Here is an 18,238-nt window from a genome sequence, read left to right as displayed (position 1 = left end):
TGCTCTTCCGTACAGGAGCACACTATGTACACCACGTGAGGGGAGAGATGTCATGCGTAAGAAAGCGATGCTCATCACCGGGGTGGCCGCGGCGGCCGTGGTTCTAGGCGGCGCGACGGTGGCAGTGGCCGCCAACACGCTGGGCGCGGACGACCGGCCCTTAAGCGGGACCGAACTGCAGCAGGCCAGCGAGGCGGCCCTCGGGAAGACCGGCGGCGGGACCGTGCTCAAGGCAGAGGCCGATGACGGCGCCTACGAGGTTGACGTCCTGGCTCCGGGTGGTGCCAAAGTGGAAGTCGAAGTTGACCGTTCGTTCCAGGCAACGGTGGATGCTCCGGACGACGACGACTTCAACCAGGCCGCCCTGAGCGGAGCTGACCGGGACCGGGCCGCGAGCGCCGCCCTCGCCAGGGTTGGGCAGGGCACCGTGAGCGAAGTGGAACGGGAGAACGACGGCGGCGCCGCCTATGAAGTGGAGGTCCGGCTCGCGGACGGTTCCCAGGTCGAGGTACAGGTAGGCGCGGACTTCCAGGTCCTTGGCCAGGACGGCCCCGAGTTCGACGACGACTGACCGGCCCCGCCCGGCACCACCACAGAGCGGCGAGCCTTCGCAACCGCTCCGTGACTTTCGCGACCGCTCCGTGACCTACGCGTGAGTAGCATTCCAATCCCATATCGAGAACCGCGACATCCCCCTGGCGGTCTGGCTGACCCGGGCTTCTGCACCCTACGCTCAGGCTACTGATTCAGCCGCAGCAACGGTGCAGGAGGAAGAATGCAGTTCGATTTAAGTGCAGTGGAAACGGCAACCATGGTGTTCGTCGGAACACTCGTGTTTGCCTTGGTAATCGCACTTTTCATGATGACAGCGGCCTTCGCCGCCCTGGTTCTTACCGGCGCCGGACGGCTCGCCTGGGCTATCTCGGCAACCCTCCTGCTGGGACTCGTCCGCGGCCTCAACCACCTGTGGGACCGGCTGGTCCACCACGCGTCCACGGTCGAGCTGCCGGGAGAGTTGGCCGGCGACTTCACGGCGGACTTTATGGGGCAGGCAGCCCCTAGTACGGGGACTTACCCGCGGGTAGTATTGCGGGACAGCTGAAGGGTCCTCCACCCACGGCGGATCCAGGGCTCGAGCCGGCCACCCCGGTTAGAGGAGATGCCCGATGAGCTCCGCCGTCGAAAATCCAGCCGCTGAGAATACCCCAACTGAAGTCCCCCGCGATTGGCCGGCGAACGGCGGCGGCGATACCGACATGCCGGTCCCCGCGGAAGCGATCGGGCCGGAGGCCACCGCGGCCGATGCGCGGGCCATCACGGAAGCCGCCCGCGAGGCCACGTGGGACAGGCCCAGTTTCGCCAAGGGCCTGTACCTCGGCCACTTCGATTTAAGTCTGATCCACCCCTGGCCTGAAGCCCCGGCGGACGACGTCGAACGCGGCGAAGAGTTCCTGGCCCGCCTGGCCGCCTACTGCCGGACGATGTCCGGCCGCACCATTGAGCGGGACGCCCAGATTCCCGACGGTTACCTCAAGGGCCTCGCGGAGCTGGGCGTCTTCGGCATGAAAATCCCGCGCGACTACGGCGGCCTCGGCCTCTCCCTTGTCTATTACGGGCGTGCGCTGGCGCTGCTGGGCTCGGTGCACCCCAGTCTCGGCGCCCTCCTCTCCGCGCACCAGTCCATCGGTGTCCCGGAGCCGGTGAAAGTGTTCGGCACGCCCGAGCAGAAGCAGAAATACCTGCCGCGCTGCGCCGCCGGGGCCATCACGGCGTTTCTCCTGACCGAACCCGACGTCGGCAGCGACCCGGCACGGATGGGCAGCACCGCCGTCCCCTCGGAAGACGGCGAGTCGTACCTGCTGGACGGTGTCAAACTGTGGACCACCAACGGGGTGATCGCAGAACTGGTCGTCGTCATGGCGCTCGTCCCCGCCCACACCGGTCCGGACGGAACGGCCCACAAGGGCGGCATCAGCGCCTTTGTGGTGGAGATGGATTCACCGGGCATCACCGTGGAAAACCGCAACGCGTTCATGGGGCTGCGTGGCATCGAAAACGGCGTGACCCGCTTCCACCAGGTCCGGGTACCAGCGGCCAACCGGCTGGGGCGTGAGGGACAGGGGCTGAAGATCGCCCTCACCACCTTGAATACCGGCCGGCTCTCCATTCCCGGCCTGTGCGTTGGTTCCGGACGGTGGAGCCTGAAGATCGCCCGCGAATGGTCCAACGCCCGCACCCAGTGGGGCCGGCCGGTGGGCCAGCACGAGGCGGTGGGCAAGAAAATCGCCTTCATCGCCGCCAGCGCCTTCGCCCTGGATGCCGTGTTCGAGCTGTGCGCCGAGATGGCCGACGCCGGCCAGAAGGATGTCCGGATCGAGGCCGCCCTCGCCAAGCTGTGGTGCACCGAAATCAGCTGCCGGATCGCGGACGAGCTGGTGCAAATCCGGGGCGGCCGCGGCTTCGAGACAGCCGATTCACTCCAGGCCCGTGGCGAGCGCGCTGTACCGGCAGAACAGCAGGTCCGGGACCTGCGGATCAACCGGATCTTTGAGGGTTCCTCGGAAATCATGAGGTTGCTGATTGCCCGCGAAGCCGTCGACGCGCACCTGACGGCCGCCGGCGACCTTGCGTCGGCCGACGCCACTCTCTCGGACAAGGCCAAGGCTGCCGTCGGTGCCTCCGGGTTCTACGCGCGGTGGTTGCCCAAGCTGGTGGCCGGGGCCGGCATGGACCCGCGCTCCTACGGGGACTTCGGCCGGCTGGCGAAACAACTGCGCTTTGTGGAGCGGTCCTCCCGGCGGCTGGCACGGCAGACGTTCTACGGGATGGGCCGCTGGCAGGCCGGGCTCGAGCACAAGCAGGCATTCCTGGGCCGGATCGTGGACATCGGGGCGGAGCTGTTTGCGATGGCCGCCTGCTGCTCGCGTGCGGAGATGCTGTTGCGTACCGCGCCGGAACGGGCCGCTTCAGCCTTCGAGCTCGCGGAAGCATATTGCGAACAGGCAAAGGTACGCGTGGAGGAATACTTTGACCAGCTGTGGCGGAACACGGACGACACCGACCGCGTTCTCTCCCGCAAGGTTCTCGACGGCGGGTACCTCTGGCTTGAGGCTGGCGTTCTGGACCAGTCCGAGGGGACCGGTCCCTGGATTGCCGACGCCCGGCCGCGCCCCTCGGAGAAGGAGAACCTACACCGGAACTACCGCTGACGCTGGACCGGCAGGCGCTGCGCTCCCGGCCGACAAAATGGTAAGCACCCTTGCTAATTGGCTTTACGGCGTGGTTAGGTGGAGGTGAGACCCCGACCGGTCTCCGCCGAGCGGTGCCGGTTCAGACCACGAGCCCGGGTCAGTCAGTGAAAGCGAGCAGTCGTCATGAGCAGTGCAGTAGGCCCCGAAGAAGGAACCCCCCGTCACGGCGAGGACGGCACGGGTTCGCGCGACGCCCGGATCCACGACGCACGTCAGGACACCACCCGTCAAGACACCGTCCGTCACGACACAGCGCGTGAGGACACCGTCCGTCACGACACAGCGCGTGAGGACACAGTCCGGCACGACGCCGTCCGCCGCGACGCCGCAGTGCCGGACACCGTCACCCGGGAGACCGTGGTGGCCCGCGAAAAGGAGCAGTTCGGCGGCATCAAGATCGGCTCCGCGTTCTTCGGATGGCTGGCCGCCACCGGCATGGCCGTGCTGCTGACAGCATTCGTCGCCGCCGCCGGGACCGCCGTGGGACTCGCCACCAACACCGATGTCAACGAAGCCGTCAGCGGCGCCAACCAGACCGTTGGGCTTGTCGGCGTCATCGCCCTGCTGGTCATCCTGTTCGTGGCCTACTACTGCGGCGGCTACGTTGCCGGCCGCATGGCCCGCTTCAACGGCGCGAAGCAGGGCTTCATGGTCTGGATCTGGGCCATCATCGCTGCCGTTGTGGTAGCGATTCTCGGCCTGATCGCGGGCCAGCAATTCAACATCCTGGCCAATTTGAACAGCTTCCCGAGGATCCCGGTCAACGAGGGACAGCTGAACACCATGAGCATCATCGCCGCCGTCGTCATTGCGCTTGTGGCCCTGATCGGGGCCGTGCTGGGCGGGCTTGCCGGCATGCACTTCCACCGCAAGGTGGACCGCGCAGGCTTCACTCCGGCCGAGACGGCCGAAGACCGCTGAGCCACGCCGGCCCAGTCAGGCCATCCAGAGCGCGTCCACGTAGTACCAGCGGCGGTCCATCCGCAGAAAACGGCTGGCCTCGTGGTGGACACCGCGTTCGCTGCCGTGACGGAAGTGGGCTTTGAACTCCACGGTTCCCTCCCGGTCCAACGGCCCTCCGCGGGTGGTGGAGAGGATGTCGAGCCGGCGCCACTGCATCCCCTCGTCGAGTGTGAGCTCGGCGGGGCGGCTGTCCGGGTGCCAGGTCCGCAGCAGGTAGGCGGCATCCAGGACGACGAAGGCGCTGTACCGGGAACGCATGAGCTGTACCGCCGTCGGCGCGTCGGCTTCCCCTCGGTGGAACCGGCCGCAGCAATCGCCGTACCGCTCCCCGGAGAGGCACGGGCAGTTGCCTTCGAAGGGGGCGCGGTCAGGAGGGAGGTCCGGCCCGGGTGGGGGCGGAACGGGGTTCGTCAAGAGTGTCCTTAAGGCAGGCCGGACGACGCCGGCGGGGTTTATTCCGACTATAGACGCAAGCCGTGGAGCCGCTTTTGGCGGGGTCCATAACAGCTATGACACGTCTTGCCGGACACCCCCTGTTCCTCCCGTGTACGTCGTAAAAATTCCGTATGGTTAGAGGTGCTGTTGCTCCCCGCGACCTTTGCCTGGGTGCACGACGCTGCAGGACCGATTGGAGAGGTTAAGTGCAAGATCCGACGACCATTGCGTTGAACCTGACCTTCTTCGGCACCCTTGGCGTGGCGTTTGCCATGTTCATTGGCCTCTTCGCCGTTTTCGTCCTGACATTGGTCATTGCCGGCGTCGGCCGGCTGGTGGCAACCATCGCCTTCGCCGTCGCCCAGGGCCTGAGCCGCGCCGCCGGGGCTGCTGCGGCCGTCGTCCGCCCCACTCCCCCGGCCCCAGCGGCGCGCGCCGCCGCCCCCGCCACCGCCCCCGCAAAAACCGAAGCCGCCCCGGGCCGCAAGGCAGGCTGAGCCTTACCCGCGGCGGGGCAAGTCCGCTACGGTGAGGTCCATGAAGTGCAGATACCTCGGGAACAGTGGCGTCGACAACCTGGAAACCACCTTCGGGAACCGGCTCAGGCACCCTTTACAGGCAGGGAACGGCCCCGCCACCGTCATCGGTCCGCTGTCCGCGCAGGACCGGGCGCAGAACAAGCCGCCCGCCGCCAAGGAGGCCTAGAACCATGGCGTCCGGCCCTGAACTCGCCGTCACTGGATCCACCGGGTACCTCGGCGGGATGGTGGCCCGCGAACTGGCCGCCGCCGGCAACCGGCAGCGGCTGCTGGTGCGTGACCTCGGCCGGGCACCGGAGCTGGAGGGAGCGGTGCCGCTGGCCTTCAGCTATGCCGATCCGGTGCGGGCACGAGCCGCCCTGCAGGGGGCCAAGACCCTCTTCATGGTCTCGGCCGCCGAGGCGGAAGACCGGCTGCAACAGCACTATATGTTCGTCGACGCGGCCGCCGAGGCCGGAGTGCAGCACATTGTGTACACCTCCTTCTTCGGCGCGGCGCCCGATTCGATCTTCACCCTTGGCCGTGACCACTACGCCACGGAAGAACGCATCAAGGCCTCGGGCATGGAGTACACGTTTCTGCGGGATAACTTTTACCTGGATTTCCTGCCGCTGCTGGCCGACCAGAATGGCGTGATCCGGGGACCCGCCGGGAACGGTGTCATGGCCGCCGTCGCGCGTGCCGACGTGGCCCGCTGCGCCGTCACGGTGCTCCGGGACCCGGCCCTGCACATCGGCCGCACCTACGGGCTGACCGGACCGGAGGACATTTCCTTGGAGCAAGCAGCGAAGCTCCTGTCAGCAGGAACCGGCCGGACCGTTACCTTTCATAACGAAACACTTGAGGAGGCCTACGCGTCGCGGGTGCCGTACGGCGCGCCTCCGTGGCAGGTGGACGCCTGGGTGAGCACTTACACCGCCATTGCCGCCGGGGAACTGGCCGGCCCGACGTCTGCGGTGCACGAACTCACCGGTCGTGAACCCTTGAACCTGGCACAGTTCCTGGCCGCTTCGCACACGCTTTAGGTTCGCCAACCACGGGCTCCGCCAGCCGGGCCGGCGGGCGGGCCGGCGCGGGGGACCAGCCGGGACGGGTCGGCGGAGCGTGACGGGCCAGCCCAGTATTGACGCCCTCCGGGCCGCGGCGTAGACCTGACTGCAGGTGGCACCGGCCAAACCCGGGCCGGTCCGGAGCAGAATCGCAGCACGCCATGCCAAAGCAGATGTCCAGACACTCCTCGATCTCGAAGACTCCACGCCGGCCGGCTGAGAGGCTCACGCCGCATCCCGGTGAACCGAGCCACGGACCACTGACGGCCGAGGAGCTCCAGCTCGCGGTCCGGAATCACTCGATGCCTCTGGAGGCGCTGCAGAGCGACACCACACCGGCCGGCCTCCACTATCTGTTGAACCACTTCGACATCCCGTTCATCGACCCGGACCACTGGCACCTGCGGATCGGCGGTGCTGTGGAACGGGCTGTCGAGTTAAGCCTGCGAGCGCTCCACCGCGCGCCGAGCATCGCCGTCCATGTGACGCTGGAATGTGCGGGGAACGGGCGTTCCCTCCTACGGCCCCGCCCGCTGAGCCAGCCCTGGCGGCTGGAGGGTGTCGGCACGGCCCTCTGGGCCGGCGTTCCGCTGGCTTATCTGCTGACCGAGGCCGGTGTGCAGGATGACGCCGTGGAGGTCTTGTTTACCGGCGCGGATACCGGGATCCAGGGGGGCGTACGCCAGCAGTACGCGCGGAGCCTGCCGATCAGCGAGGCGCTCCGGCCCGACGTCGTCCTGGCCTACCGGATGAACGGCATGGAGCTGCCCCCGCAGCACGGCTATCCGCTCCGGCTGGTGGTCCCCGGCTGGTACGGGATGGCCAGCGTCAAGTGGCTGTCCTCGATCAAGGTGCTCACCAAGCCGTTCGACGGGTTCCAGCAGCAGGTTGCCTACCGCTATCAGCAGGACGCGGACGACGCCGGCACTCCGGTCTCATGGATCAGGGTCCGGTCGCTGATGGTCCCGCCCGGCATACCGGACTTCTTCACCCGGGGAAGGGTCCTCCCGGCCGGACCCGTCATGTTGAGAGGCAGGGCGTGGTCCGGGCACGGCCCCGTGCAGCGGGTTGAAGTCGGCATCGACGGCAAGTGGGCACCCGCGCAGCTGGAGCGCCCGGCGGCACCGTTTGCCTGGTGCGCGTGGTCGATGCCCTGGGTGGCCGACCAGGGCGAACATGAGCTGTCCTGCCGCGCCACCGACGCCAGCGGGGCGTCGCAGCCGCTGGAGCAGGTGTGGAACTACCAGGGGATGGGCAACAACGCTGTGCAGCGGATCAAGGTCACGGTGGAGTAGCGGCTTCGCTGTCCAGCCCCGCCGGGGCCTTCCTGCGGGGCCTAGTAGTCGACGATTGCACCGGCAGAGATATTGACCGTGGCATCGGTAATGGCCCCGGCCTTGTCGGAGGCAATGAAACAGGCCACGTTCCCGACATCGGCGAGGGTAGCGGTCCGGTTCAGGTGGGCGGACTTCTCGATACCTGCAAGTATTTCCTCGCGCCCTTCGGTCTGCCACGGGATCGTCTCGATGATGCCGCCGGTCACCATGGTCACCACCCGGACTCCGTAGGGTCCCAGTTCGACCGCCCACTGCCGGCGCAGGCCCTCCATCGCGTCGAGGGCGATTTTGAAGCCGCCCAGTCCGGGAAGGGTCTGCGGACCGGACCCGCCGAACATCAGCACGACGCCGGAGCGCTGCTTGATCATGTGCGTCGCTGCGGCTCGGGTGGTGAGGAAGTGGGTCCGCGTGGCAAGGGTCACCGGCCGGGTGAAGTCATCGACGTCGATCTCCAGCAGCGGCTGCTGGATATCGCCGAAGGAGATGACGTTGAACGAGATGTCGATCCGTCTGCTTATCTTGGCCACCCGGGCTACGAACTCCTCCACCTGCTCCTCGTCGAGGGCATCGACGACGGCGGTTTCGGCCTGGCCGCCATCTTCGAGGATCCGCTGGGCTACTTTTTCCAGGCGTGACTCGGTCCGCCCGGCGAGGTGGACGAAGGCGCCCTCCGCGGCGAAGGCGCGGGCCACCGACCCGCCGATGGCGCCGCCGGCGCCGTAGATGACGGCGATCTTGCCCTGAAGCAAACCCTTGCCTTGCGCACCGTTGCTCAGCATCGTCGCCTGCCCCCTGCCGCTGAGTGGTGAATTTCCTCCACTATGTTCCCGCCCTTGGGGGGAAGCAAGAGCACGGTGGCAAGAGCGCGGAACCCGTTAGGGGCGGGACGGCGCGTCGGGCTCAGGTTGGGAGGAAGCGCCCGGTTCACCCTGACCGCGCGTCACTGCACTGTCTGCGGGTTTCTGGGCCGCGGTGTTCTGAGCTGCGGTGTTCTGAGCTGCGGGGTTATCGTCCTGAGCTGCCGCGTCCAGGGCAGAACCGGGTGCGCCGGAAGGTCCGGCAGCGGTAAGCCTTGGGGCGTCGCCCGGATCAGCCGCTCCCATGTCCAGGCGGAAGGGCGGGTACTCGTCCCGCATGAGCGTCACGTAGGTGATCACCCGGTAGATCCAGCGGTTCAGCCCCAGCACCAGGTCAAACAGGCCGCGCCAGTATTGCCCCGTGAAGAGGAGGATGATCCCGGCGATCAACACCAGCAGTCCCAGAAGGGAGATGCCGACGCTGTCCTGCACCCAAACGCCGTCGCGCATTACCCACGTCCGCACAGTGCCGGTGAGAACCGCGACGATGAGCAGGTGCGGAATAGCCAGCAGCCAGGACTTGACCAGCACCAGCCCCCGGGAGAGCTGCGCCGGATAGTCGACGTCGAAGTCCGCCGGGTAATCGGTGCGGGCGAGAGTGAATGGCGGGTACCTGTCCGTGCCCAGCGCCCCGTAGGCGTAGAAGGACACCCGCCAGTTCCAGCGGATGACGCCGACGCTGAAATTGAACAGCGAGCGCGGGTAGCGGCCCGTGAACAGGATCGCGAACCAGGCGACGATCGTGACCACGATGAGGGCGAACCAGAGGAAGAACAAAATGATGAAGTGCGGGATCGCCAGCAGCCACTTCACCAGCCACAGCCAGCGGGACAAGTTGGGATCCGGATAGCCGGTGAGCTTCGCGGGGTACACCGCCTCGCCCCCGCCCGGCGGGAAAGTGTACGGCGGGGCAGCGTACGGCGCGGCAGGATACATCGACGCCGGATATGACGACGCCGGGTATGACGGGGCCGGGTATGGCGGGGCCGAAGCATCCGCAACTGGCGGTCCGGCGAGTGGCGGCCCCGCGTGGCGCGGGCCGGCGGGTTGCTGGACCCCGAAACCCTGCCCTGCATAGGGTTGCGGGCGGTCCGCGTCCCCGTATCCGGCGCCCCCGAAGCCCTGCGTTCCGTAAGCTGGCCCGGGCGGCTGCGGGCCGGACATCGGCGGCGGCCCGGGTCGGCGCGGCAGACCCCTCCCTAGCCCCGCAGCACCAATGATGATCAGGGGCACACCGGCAGCCAGCAGCAGCAGACCGCCGATGAGCAGGCCAACAAAGATCGGCCACAGCAGGTCCGAGCGGGCCCCTGCCTGGAGATCAACTCCCACGGGCGTGCTGGCGTCGGCATTCATGATCACCACCGCCCAATCACCGGACCTCAGGTCCCACTTGAGTTCCTGGGCCCCGGGGCCTGTGGCGGTGGCCGTCCAGAAACTTTGCTCGGCCGGCCGGGGAGGAACTCTGGAACCGGGGACGGGCAGGTACTGTGCCCGGAAGGGGGAGAAGCGGACCTCGGTGATCTCGGAGTACTGGACGCCGGCCAGATAGGCCGCCACCGAGGCCTGCGGGGCGATCCCGATGAAGACCTGCCTGGCCGGATCCGCTGCGGAGCCCCGGATGACGATGCTGCCCGGCACGGTCACCGGACCCATATCGGAACGGCCCTGGGTCATGATGCCGAGGCGCGGGGAAGTAAGGGCATAGGCATCCGCGGAGAAGCGCCCCGACGGCGTGGTGAAGTACCCGTTGTCCCGCTGCTGGTAGTTGGCCCATCCCGCTGCGGCGGCGCCGACCAGCAGTCCCAGTCCGAGGAGCGCGCTGAGCGTGCCCAGCACGAGCATGACAATCCTGCCTGGTCTCATAACCGCCGTCCTTTCACAACATTCCTTTTCGGGAGGTAGTCATACCCGGTTCGGCTTTCAGTTCCGCGGATCCTCAGGAACGGGAACCTCTTGCGGGCGCCTCTGCCCGGAGAATGACCGGGGGCTCCACGATCCGCAGCCGGCAAGGGGTCACTGAGGAGTCGATGCCGGAGGAAACAATGGACTGACGGGCGAGCTCTTGCAGTTCATCGAAAGCGGCGGCTGTCACCCTGGCATGGGCGAGGTCAACAACAAGTTCGTGCCCGGGCAATTTCGAGACGACACGGCGGCAAACTACATAGAGGGCCCGGATGTTGGCGTTCGTGACGAGGCCCCGGACTTCCACCTTTGCCGACTCTTCCACGGCGTCAATGCGGACGAGCACCCTTATGCGCGGATCACCGTGGGAGGGGTGGGCGTGATACGAACTGGAATGACGATGAACAGAACTCACAGAGCCTCAGAGCTCCCCCGCCGCATGAGAATCCCGTGAGTCTCCCCGGATCCGGACCAAACGGTCATTTTGGACATGGTCTCCTGCCTTTCCTGTGCAACCGGAAAGTGCAAAATTGCCATTTCCCCAAGGTTCAAGCGAGACCGGTGGTGCGAAGTGGTTCATCCCCCCGGATTTCTGCAGGAACCGCCCCACATCCCAGCATTCTTGGGACCCGGCTTCCCAGTAAGGGGCAAAGGTCCCGTACCATGTAACGCCGGGCATACCCGGACGCTGGTCGGGACTAGCTGCCCCTGACCCTGGCCTGCACGAGGTTGGCGAAGGGCAGCCGGCCGTACTCCTCGCGGAACACGGCGTGGTATCCGGCTTCCGCGGCGGCCAGCTGCTCGGCGGGCAGCTCCTTCCAGGCGACCACAAGGGATTCCGTACCGGCAAGCTGCCAGACCAGGCGGCCGTCCCAGTGGCCCGGTGGCCTTCCCCTGCCGAAGTCAACAAACTCCTGGATCTGCCGCCGAAGCCCGCGGTTGCCTTTGCTGCCGGGGCCTGCTTTTCCGAAGTAGAGGACGTCAGCACCGTCGACCCATTCGGCGGAGAGCGCAGCTGCCTGCAGCGTGGGGTCCTTTTTCTTAAAGACGCCGGCCGTACTCCTGGCCAGGTACTGCGGACGGAACCCTTCGGGCTGCAGTACTGCGAAGATCCCCGGTTTCTGCGGGATACGGTTGATTTCCAGGCCCGCAAGTGTCCTGAACCCGGTGAATCCATCGGCTTTGAGGGTGCGTCGGTTGATCGGCAATGGGTTCCTCGGGTCGGGCAGTAGCGGTCCCTTTGAAGCATACGGAAGACCCAGGGCCTCAACTGCGGGTGAAGGTGCCCAGCCCGGTCTCATCGTAGAAGTCGAGTCTAACGCTGGAAGCCGTTCCGGCTGCGCCTGCTCCATCACCTGCCGCAAAGATGGCCCCGGCCAGGCCGTTGGCATTTTCCCCGATCGAGCTGAAGCTGAAGGTGTCGCCGTCGTAGTGGGCCAAACTGAACGTCGTGGTCTTGCCCGCCGGACCCACCGCGAGGACCAGTGCACCACCCTCCTGGGCGACCGTCAGCGGCCCATAGTAGGAATTCGTGTAGTTGCCGGTATAGAAGGAATTGGCCCTCGCGGGTTGTGTCCGCTCGGGCGCCTTGCTGTAATCCACCTTGGGTTTCTCCGACTCATCGATCTTCCGGAAGGCCCCGGCGGTGAAGCTTAACCAGTCGACGGTGGGTGCCCCGTTCTGGGCAACGTCCAGGAACCCTGCACAGATGGCCTCCGGGATGCCCTGGGGCCGCCCGTTCGTCAGGACCACAATGCCGAGCTGCTCTCCCGGGAGCATGGAGACGGCTGTCGCGGCACCGAGGTTGAAGGCTCCCGAGTGCCCGAGCATCAGCCGGGCCTGGTCGTCATAGGAAACATTCCATCCCAGCCCGTAGAACCGGGTGCGCGCTCCCGCGGTGGCCGGCGGCACCGAAACAACGTGGGGGACATGCGTGACTCCGAGAGCCTCCGCGTCGATGATCTGCCGGCCGTCGTAGCTGCCGTTGGCGAGCTGCAGACGGAGCCAGCGGGCAAGGTCCCGGACCGAGGAACTGGCGCCGCCGGCAGGGGCCTCCGCATCGGCGTCGCGGCTGAATTTGGCGACCCAGGTCCTGTTCCCGACGGGCACATGGATCAGTGCCTTGTTCGCTGCCTTTTGGTAGTCCGCGTGGCGGTAGCTGGTGTCGGTCATTTCCAGCGGCCTGAACAGGATCTCGTCCGCCAGGTCCGCCCAGGGCATCTTCATCGCATCCGCCACCGCCTTGGCGCCCGCGGTGTAGCCGAAGTTGCTGTAGTTGTAGCTGGCCCGGAAGGAATCCAGTGGCTGCTGGTTGAGGTGGCTGAGGATGTACGCCTCGTCGAAACCAAGGTCCTCGAGCAGATCTCCCGAGCCGGTCCGCAGGCCGCCCTGGTGCGACAGAAGGTCCGCAATGGTCGCGTTCCGTGTAACAAACGGGTCGCTCAGGGCGAAGTCCGGGCTGTGGCGGATCACCGGATCCTTCCATTCGACGGTTTTCCGGCCGACCGCCCCCGCCGCCACCGTGGAGGCAAGGGGTTTCGACACGGACGCCAGCTGGAAGACCGTGTCGGCGTCGATGGTCTCCGGTTTGCCGGACTCCCGCACGCCGAAGCCTTTCGTGTACACCGCCCGGTCCTGGTAGACCACCGCCGCCGCAATGCCGGGAACTCCGGTGCTCTCCATGGCGCCCTGGATCATCCCGTCCAGCTTGGCCAGGGCGGCGTCGACTTTTTGCTGGTCGAGCAACGGCTTGATTTGGGGTTCCGGAGCCGGGAGCAACGCCGCCGGGCTGGACTTTCCGGCGTCGCCCCCGGCCCCGGCCTGGGAAGTGCAGCCGGCGAGCAACGGTGCGGCGGCGATTCCAGCTGCACCCAGCCCCATCGCCTGCAAAAGGGATCGGCGGTCCGGGGCAGCGGAACTGATTTTCGTCACGGTCCTGGTCACGGCAATCTCCTCGGGACGGGCCTGCGCCAGCGCGCAAGAACTGCAAACCAGTTGCCGCGTACGTTAAACGAAAGGCCCGCAGGTACCTTCGCGATCTCGCTATGAGATGGCCCGGACACTTGAATGTCCCGAACGACCCGGCTGAATGTGATGGCTACCTGCAGGCGATTTAAGAGTACGCCCGGCACCGGAAGGGCACTAGGGGCCGGAGGTCCCGGATTCGCCTCCAACCGCCGTCTCCACTGAAAGCGTAGAGTGGGAGAAGAGGCCTGTTTCTGGACGCCGAGCGCTGAGGGAGAAATCGTGACGATTGACTGGGACGAAAAGAAGACCCTGCTGCAGGAACCGAACATCGCGGCGGTAACGCAGCTTTGCGACGAACTGATGGAAAAGAAGCCGGGGTCGGTTGTCCCCTATATCGATCCTGTCCATGATGAGGACGAATGCCGCATCGTCAGCCTCCACATTGCCCCCGGCAAGGGCACCGAGTCCGGATTCGTCTCGCACTTCAACGATGACGAAGCGGCGCGGCGCGCCACGTCAATCTACGAGGCGGCCGAACTCGATCCCCGATACGTGATGCCGTGGAACGTCTACCCGTGGGTCCGTGACCCCGAGCTTCCCTCGGCGCTGAACGTCCAGGAGAAAACGGACGGCCTCCGGCCCTTCCGCCAGTTCCTGAAGATCAACAAGCGCGTCTCGGCCGTCATCGCCCACGGTGCCGACGCCCATGCCTTCCTCACCCTCTTTGAGAAGACCTACCACTCCTCGCTGAAGAACCGGGGCGTCAAGATCTACAAGGCCACTGCCCTCGGGGGCCGCGCCTTCGCCGTCTCTGCAGCGAAGCAGGAGGAGCTCCTGAGCAAGAACGTCGCGGTCTACAAGGACGCCATGCAGCGGGCAGGCATCCAGCACCTCTAGGCTCTCGCCGCGGCCACGGCCGCCGCCTCTCCTGTCCGGGGCTCCACGCACCGGCGTAACCAAACGCCGTCGTCGCACTGCTCAGGCCTGCTTCGCATATGCTCAGCGGACAGGCTCAACTTGGCTCAGCGACGAACCACCCGGGAGACACCTCATGACCAACTGGCGGATCAGGGATTTTCATTCGGCCGACCTGGACGGCATCCTGCACCTCTGGGAATCCCTCAAGGCCACCGATGTCGAGCCGGTCTACGCGCTCTCCGAGGTCCTGGCCTCGTGCGAAAAGGACCATGCCGTCGTCGCGGTGCAGGGCGAGCAGGTGGTGGGTGCGGCCGTCGGGCGCGCCGCGCACGACCAGGGCTGGATCGTGTTCCTGGCCACGCTGCCGGAGTACCGTGGCCGCGGGATCGGCACTTCGCTGCTCGCCGCCGTCGAGAACCGGATGGCCCCGCACGGGCTGAACAAGCTTTCCGCGCTCATGCCGGAGGCCGAGACCCGGGTGGAGGCGTTCCTGGGCCGGGGGTTCGCGCTGAAGCAGAACCTGCGCTACTTCGAACGGAAAATCCCCGTCCAGCGCCAGGAGCTTGAGCCCCTCAGCCTGCTGGGCCGGCCGGATCCTGGCCCGCGATCTCTGGGAAAACGTGGCCGGCATGCGGAACGAGAAGGAACTGCTGGAACGCCGCCTGGTCCTGCCGCTGGCCGAGGCCGACCTCGCCGACGAGTACGGCGTGGTGCCGCCGCGCGCCGTCGTCCTCTTCGGTCCGCCCGGCACCGGAAAGACCACCTTCGCGAAGGCGATCGCCTCCAGGCTGGAATGGCCGTTCGTGGAGGTGTTCCCCTCGCGGCTGGCCTCCGATCCGCAGGGGCTGGCCGGCGCGCTGCGCGAGACGTTCCTGGAGATCGCCGAACTGGAGCACGCCGTCGTGTTCATTGACGAGGTGGAGGAGATCGCGGCCCAGCGGTCCGGCGAGCCGCCGTCGCCGTTGCAGGGCGTCACCAACGAGCTGCTCAAGATCATTCCGGCGTTCCGCGAACAGCCGGGCCGCCTGCTGGTGTGCGCGACCAACTTCATCCGGGCCCTGGACTCAGCGTTCCTGCGCCACGGCCGCTTCGACTATGTCATTCCGATCGGCCTGCCGGACCGCCAGGCCCGCGAGGCCATGTGGCAGCGCTTCATTCCCGCGACGGTGGTGGACGACGTGGACGTGGAGCTGCTGGTGGACCGGACCGAAGGCTTCTCCCCCGCCGATATTGAATACGCCGCGCGGAGCGCCTCCCAGCGGGCGCTGGAGAAGGCCGTGTACGACGACGGCGGCGCGGCCTCCGGGGGCAACGTGGCGGTCCGCGAGGCGGTCCGGAAGGGCCCGGCCACCCAGGATTACCTCGACGCGATCGCCGACACCCGGACCACGGTCAGCGAAGAAGTCCACCAGCAGTTCCTGGAGGACATCAGCGCCCTCGGCCGCGTGTAGCGCCTGGAAAGGGAACCGTCGAAGCGGCCGGGCGGCAGCAAGGTGTAGAAGGAACCGATGATCCTGTTTCTGACAATCGTGAGCGGCGTGGCCTGGACCGTGGTCTACATCGACGCCATCCGCGTCGGGTTCAGGGACCGGAGCTACGCCATCCCGGCCGCCGCGCTGGGCCTCAATTTCGCCTGGGAAGCCATCTACGGCGTCCGGTCCCTCGCCACCGGCATCACCGTGCAGGGTTTTTTCAACGTTGCCTGGGGACTCGCCGACGTCGCGATCGTCTACACGTTCCTTAAGTTCGGCCGCGCCGAACTGCCGGCCTGGGTGACGCGGCGGCTCTTCATCGGCTGGGCGATCCTGCTGGCCACGGCGTCCTTCGCCGTGCAGCTGCTGTTTGTTGCCCAGTTCGGCTGGGACGCCGCCTCCCGTTACACCGCTTTCCTGCAGAACCTGCTGATGTCAGGGCTCTTCATCGCCATGTTCGTGGCGCGCGGCGGATCCCGAGGGCAGACGCTGCTGATCGCCGCGGCCAAGTGGATCGGCACCCTGGCGCCTACCTTCGTCTTCGGCTGGTACGGCAACTCGCCCCTCATCCTGGGCGTCGGCTTGCTCTGCAGCGTCTTCGACCTGGCTTACCTCGGTTTGCTGTGGCGGTCCCGGCCTCGTCGGCATGCACCGGCCGCCGGGCTCCCTACCGGCTACGTCTCGGGGACGTCGTAGGAAAGGTTCTCGTAGTCGGTGTCGTCCGCCTCGTCCAGCATGTCGTCGAGTTCCGCCAGCAGCCACGGGTTGATGCGGGCCAGGATCTTCCGGGTTTCCTCGACCGGGACGGCGGCGTAGAGCACCGGGCGGGCCTCGTCGTAGCGCGTGACCGGCGGCTTGTCCGGCCACTTTTCGGCCAGCGCCCTGACCCGCTCCGGCAGGGAGTTGTGGGCGTTGTCCGCGATCTTCACCAAGGTGGCGTCGTGGTCCTGGGCGATGTACCGGATGCCGGCCTGGTAGTCGTCGGGGTTCTCCTGCAGGCGCTTTGTGACGCGCTCGATGATGTCCGCGGCACGTTCCGAGACGCCCATCTCCAGCAGTGCCTGCCGGGTCATCGGAGTATCTTCAGCGATGTCGTGCAGGTAACCGGCAATCCGGATGTCATCGTCGAAGTCCGCCAGTGCGTCGCCAACGGCCAGCACATGCTCGCGGTAGGGACGCTTGAGCTTGTCCTTCTGGCGGTTGTGCGCGACTTCGGCAAGCACTTTCGCCGTCTCAACAGTGAATCGGGGAGCAACAGGTTCTGGCATGGTTTCAGCCTACGCGCCGGACGGAGGGCCTACGCGCCGCGCGGCCCTGGTCCCGGCCACACCCAGGGCTCGCGGGGCAGCGTCAGGGGATCGAAATGGGCCAGCACGCCGTATAAGGGCCCGGCCGGAAGACCGAGGGAGGCCAACAGCGCATCCCGGACCTCATCGACACCTACTCCGGCGCGGGCCAGGTCCGCCAGCGTAACGGCGCCGTCACGCTTCGCCAGCCGGGCGCCGGTGGCATTGACCACAAGCGGCACGTGCGCGTATTCCGGAGCAGGCATATTCAGCAGTGAGGCCAGATAAGCCTGCCGGGGCGTGGAGGGCAGGAGGTCGTCGCCGCGGACCACCTGACCGACGCCCTGCTCCGCGTCGTCCACCACGACTGCAAGGTTGTAGGCGGTGACGCCGTCGTTGCGGCGGAGTACGAAGTCGTCCACCACTCCCGTGTAGCTGCCATGCAGCACGTCCTGGACTGTCGCTTCCCTGACGTTGGACCGGAGCCGGAGCGCGGCAGGCCGGGCCGCCCGCTTCTGTTCGCGTTCCGCCTCGGTCAAGTTCCGGCACGTCCCCGGGTAGGCCCCCTGCGGGGCGTGCGGTGCGGACGGCGCCTCTTGGATTTCCCGCCGGGTGCAGAAGCACTCATACGTCATGCCGGACGCGCTGAGCCGGTCGATGGCCGCAGCATAAAGGGGGCCGCGGCCGGTCTGGCGGACGATGTCGCCGTCCCAGTCGACGCCGATGGCGGCCAGGTCACGGAGCTGTTCGGCCTCGGCGCCGGCGCGTGCCCGATCCAGATCCTCCACGCGCATCAGGAACGGCCGGCCGGTGGACCGGGCGAACAGCCAGGCCAGAATGGCGGTCCGGAGGTTGCCTACGTGCAGTTCACCGGAGGGGCTGGGGGCAAAACGGCCGGCTGACGTCATGGGACAAGCCTATGCGGCGCAACACAAGAGCCCCTCAGCTACCGAAGACTCCGAAAAATCCGACGTCGGTAACTCAGGGGCTCTTGCCGGGCCCGGCCCGGGGCGTTGCTCCGGGCCATGGCACTGCGGGTGCGGAAAGACGATGCGTGAACAAGAGTCAATCAGCGGCGGGTTCCTTGCGGGAAGCCTCATCGGGGGTCCGGGTGGTGTGCCGGGGTACCCGTAGCCTTCGGGATCCGGCGATGGCCTCGTCCCTTTGTTGCCACCATTTCAGCAGAAGCCCTACAGTTGGTGCAACGGACTTCAGGCGGAGTGGTCAATGTGATCAATCAGGACGTTGAAGCCGAGCAGAAA

18 protein-coding genes and 1 pseudogene are annotated in these 18,238 nt (G+C 66.8%); 11 read left to right on the top strand and 8 right to left on the bottom strand.

What is annotated here, in order from left to right; translation table 11 throughout:
• Positions 1–52 precede the first annotated feature (52 nt).
• From QFZ65_RS02355 to QFZ65_RS02340, 4 genes are all read left to right on the top strand, one after another.
• Complete coding sequence (locus QFZ65_RS02355; RefSeq protein WP_306907977.1) at positions 53–571, top strand: PepSY domain-containing protein; 519 nt, start codon at positions 53–55, stop codon at positions 569–571.
• Between the two features lie 204 nt (positions 572–775).
• On the top strand, positions 776–1,102 hold the full coding sequence (locus QFZ65_RS02350) for a hypothetical protein (RefSeq protein ID WP_306907976.1): 327 nt from the start codon (positions 776–778) through the stop codon (positions 1,100–1,102).
• Positions 1,103–1,256: 154 nt separating this feature from the next.
• Positions 1,257–3,209 (top strand): acyl-CoA dehydrogenase family protein, encoded by a 1,953-nt coding sequence (locus QFZ65_RS02345; RefSeq protein WP_306912480.1) that lies wholly within the window; start codon positions 1,257–1,259, stop codon positions 3,207–3,209.
• 165 nt (positions 3,210–3,374) lie between these two features.
• Positions 3,375–4,172: a hypothetical protein gene (locus QFZ65_RS02340; protein WP_306907974.1), complete on the top strand. Its 798-nt coding sequence runs from the start codon at positions 3,375–3,377 to the stop codon at positions 4,170–4,172.
• Positions 4,173–4,187: 15 nt separating this feature from the next.
• Here QFZ65_RS02340 and QFZ65_RS02335 read toward each other — a convergent pair whose 3' ends face one another.
• A complete protein-coding gene (locus QFZ65_RS02335; RefSeq protein WP_306907973.1) occupies positions 4,188–4,628 on the bottom strand; it encodes a YchJ family protein in 441 nt (146 codons plus the stop codon).
• Positions 4,629–4,855: 227 nt separating this feature from the next.
• Between QFZ65_RS02335 and QFZ65_RS02330 the strand changes: the two genes are divergently transcribed.
• The 4 genes from QFZ65_RS02330 to QFZ65_RS02315 all read left to right on the top strand — a co-directional run bounded on the left by QFZ65_RS02330 (position 4,856) and on the right by QFZ65_RS02315 (position 7,532).
• Positions 4,856–5,146 carry a hypothetical protein gene (locus tag QFZ65_RS02330; RefSeq protein WP_306907971.1) on the top strand — a complete coding sequence of 97 codons (291 nt, stop codon included), beginning with the start codon at positions 4,856–4,858 and terminating at the stop codon, positions 5,144–5,146.
• Between the two features lie 40 nt (positions 5,147–5,186).
• Positions 5,187–5,354 carry a hypothetical protein gene (locus QFZ65_RS02325; RefSeq protein ID WP_306907969.1) on the top strand — a complete coding sequence of 56 codons (168 nt, stop codon included), beginning with the start codon at positions 5,187–5,189 and terminating at the stop codon, positions 5,352–5,354.
• A 4-nt stretch (positions 5,355–5,358) separates the two neighbouring features.
• Positions 5,359–6,213 carry an SDR family oxidoreductase gene (locus QFZ65_RS02320; RefSeq protein WP_306907968.1) on the top strand — a complete coding sequence of 285 codons (855 nt, stop codon included), beginning with the start codon at positions 5,359–5,361 and terminating at the stop codon, positions 6,211–6,213.
• Between the two features lie 185 nt (positions 6,214–6,398).
• Positions 6,399–7,532 (top strand): sulfite oxidase, encoded by a 1,134-nt coding sequence (locus QFZ65_RS02315; protein WP_373427555.1) that lies wholly within the window; start codon positions 6,399–6,401, stop codon positions 7,530–7,532.
• Positions 7,533–7,573: 41 nt separating this feature from the next.
• Here the strand turns inward: QFZ65_RS02315 and QFZ65_RS02310 are convergent, their stop codons facing one another.
• The 5 genes from QFZ65_RS02310 to QFZ65_RS02290 form a co-directional block, all read right to left on the bottom strand.
• Positions 7,574–8,353 (bottom strand): SDR family NAD(P)-dependent oxidoreductase, encoded by a 780-nt coding sequence (locus QFZ65_RS02310; protein ID WP_306907966.1) that lies wholly within the window; start codon positions 8,351–8,353, stop codon positions 7,574–7,576.
• A gap of 96 nt (positions 8,354–8,449) precedes the next feature.
• Positions 8,450–10,294: a DUF4389 domain-containing protein gene (locus QFZ65_RS02305; protein ID WP_306907965.1), complete on the bottom strand. Its 1,845-nt coding sequence runs from the start codon at positions 10,292–10,294 to the stop codon at positions 8,450–8,452.
• Between the two features lie 73 nt (positions 10,295–10,367).
• The gene (locus QFZ65_RS02300; protein WP_306907964.1) at positions 10,368–10,658 is read right to left on the bottom strand and encodes a hypothetical protein; all 291 of its coding nucleotides are present in this window, start codon (positions 10,656–10,658) and stop codon (positions 10,368–10,370) included.
• Positions 10,659–11,031: 373 nt separating this feature from the next.
• Complete coding sequence (locus QFZ65_RS02295) at positions 11,032–11,541, bottom strand: hypothetical protein (RefSeq protein WP_306907963.1); 510 nt, start codon at positions 11,539–11,541, stop codon at positions 11,032–11,034.
• Between the two features lie 58 nt (positions 11,542–11,599).
• On the bottom strand, positions 11,600–13,276 hold the full coding sequence (locus tag QFZ65_RS02290) for a serine hydrolase (RefSeq protein WP_306907962.1): 1,677 nt from the start codon (positions 13,274–13,276) through the stop codon (positions 11,600–11,602).
• A gap of 303 nt (positions 13,277–13,579) precedes the next feature.
• Here QFZ65_RS02290 and QFZ65_RS02285 point away from each other — a divergent pair, with 303 nt between their 5' ends.
• The 3 genes and pseudogenes from QFZ65_RS02285 (at position 13,580) to QFZ65_RS02275 (ending at position 16,386) form a co-directional block, all read left to right on the top strand.
• Positions 13,580–14,197 (top strand): uracil-DNA glycosylase, encoded by a 618-nt coding sequence (locus QFZ65_RS02285; RefSeq protein WP_306907961.1) that lies wholly within the window; start codon positions 13,580–13,582, stop codon positions 14,195–14,197.
• Between the two features lie 154 nt (positions 14,198–14,351).
• Positions 14,352–15,669 (top strand): annotated as a pseudogene (locus QFZ65_RS02280) (ATP-binding protein).
• 57 nt (positions 15,670–15,726) lie between these two features.
• Positions 15,727–16,386 (top strand): hypothetical protein, encoded by a 660-nt coding sequence (locus tag QFZ65_RS02275; protein WP_306907960.1) that lies wholly within the window; start codon positions 15,727–15,729, stop codon positions 16,384–16,386.
• On the opposite strand, the gene QFZ65_RS02270 is transcribed toward QFZ65_RS02275, so the two are convergent.
• Both QFZ65_RS02270 and gluQRS read right to left on the bottom strand, forming a co-directional pair.
• On the bottom strand, positions 16,365–16,958 hold the full coding sequence (locus QFZ65_RS02270) for an HD domain-containing protein (protein WP_306907959.1): 594 nt from the start codon (positions 16,956–16,958) through the stop codon (positions 16,365–16,367). The two genes, QFZ65_RS02275 and QFZ65_RS02270, sit on opposite strands and share 22 nt — an antisense overlap.
• A 29-nt stretch (positions 16,959–16,987) precedes the next feature.
• Positions 16,988–17,884 (bottom strand): tRNA glutamyl-Q(34) synthetase GluQRS, encoded by an 897-nt coding sequence (gluQRS, locus tag QFZ65_RS02265; protein WP_306907958.1) that lies wholly within the window; start codon positions 17,882–17,884, stop codon positions 16,988–16,990.
• Positions 17,885–18,238: the final 354 nt, after the last annotated feature.

The organism is Arthrobacter sp. B3I9 (genome assembly GCF_030816935.1).
In the GTDB taxonomy this organism is placed as follows: Bacteria; Actinomycetota; Actinomycetes; order Actinomycetales; family Micrococcaceae; genus Arthrobacter.
Note: the sequence above shows the minus strand (reverse complement) of the source record. Positions and strands in the feature narration are given on the sequence as shown.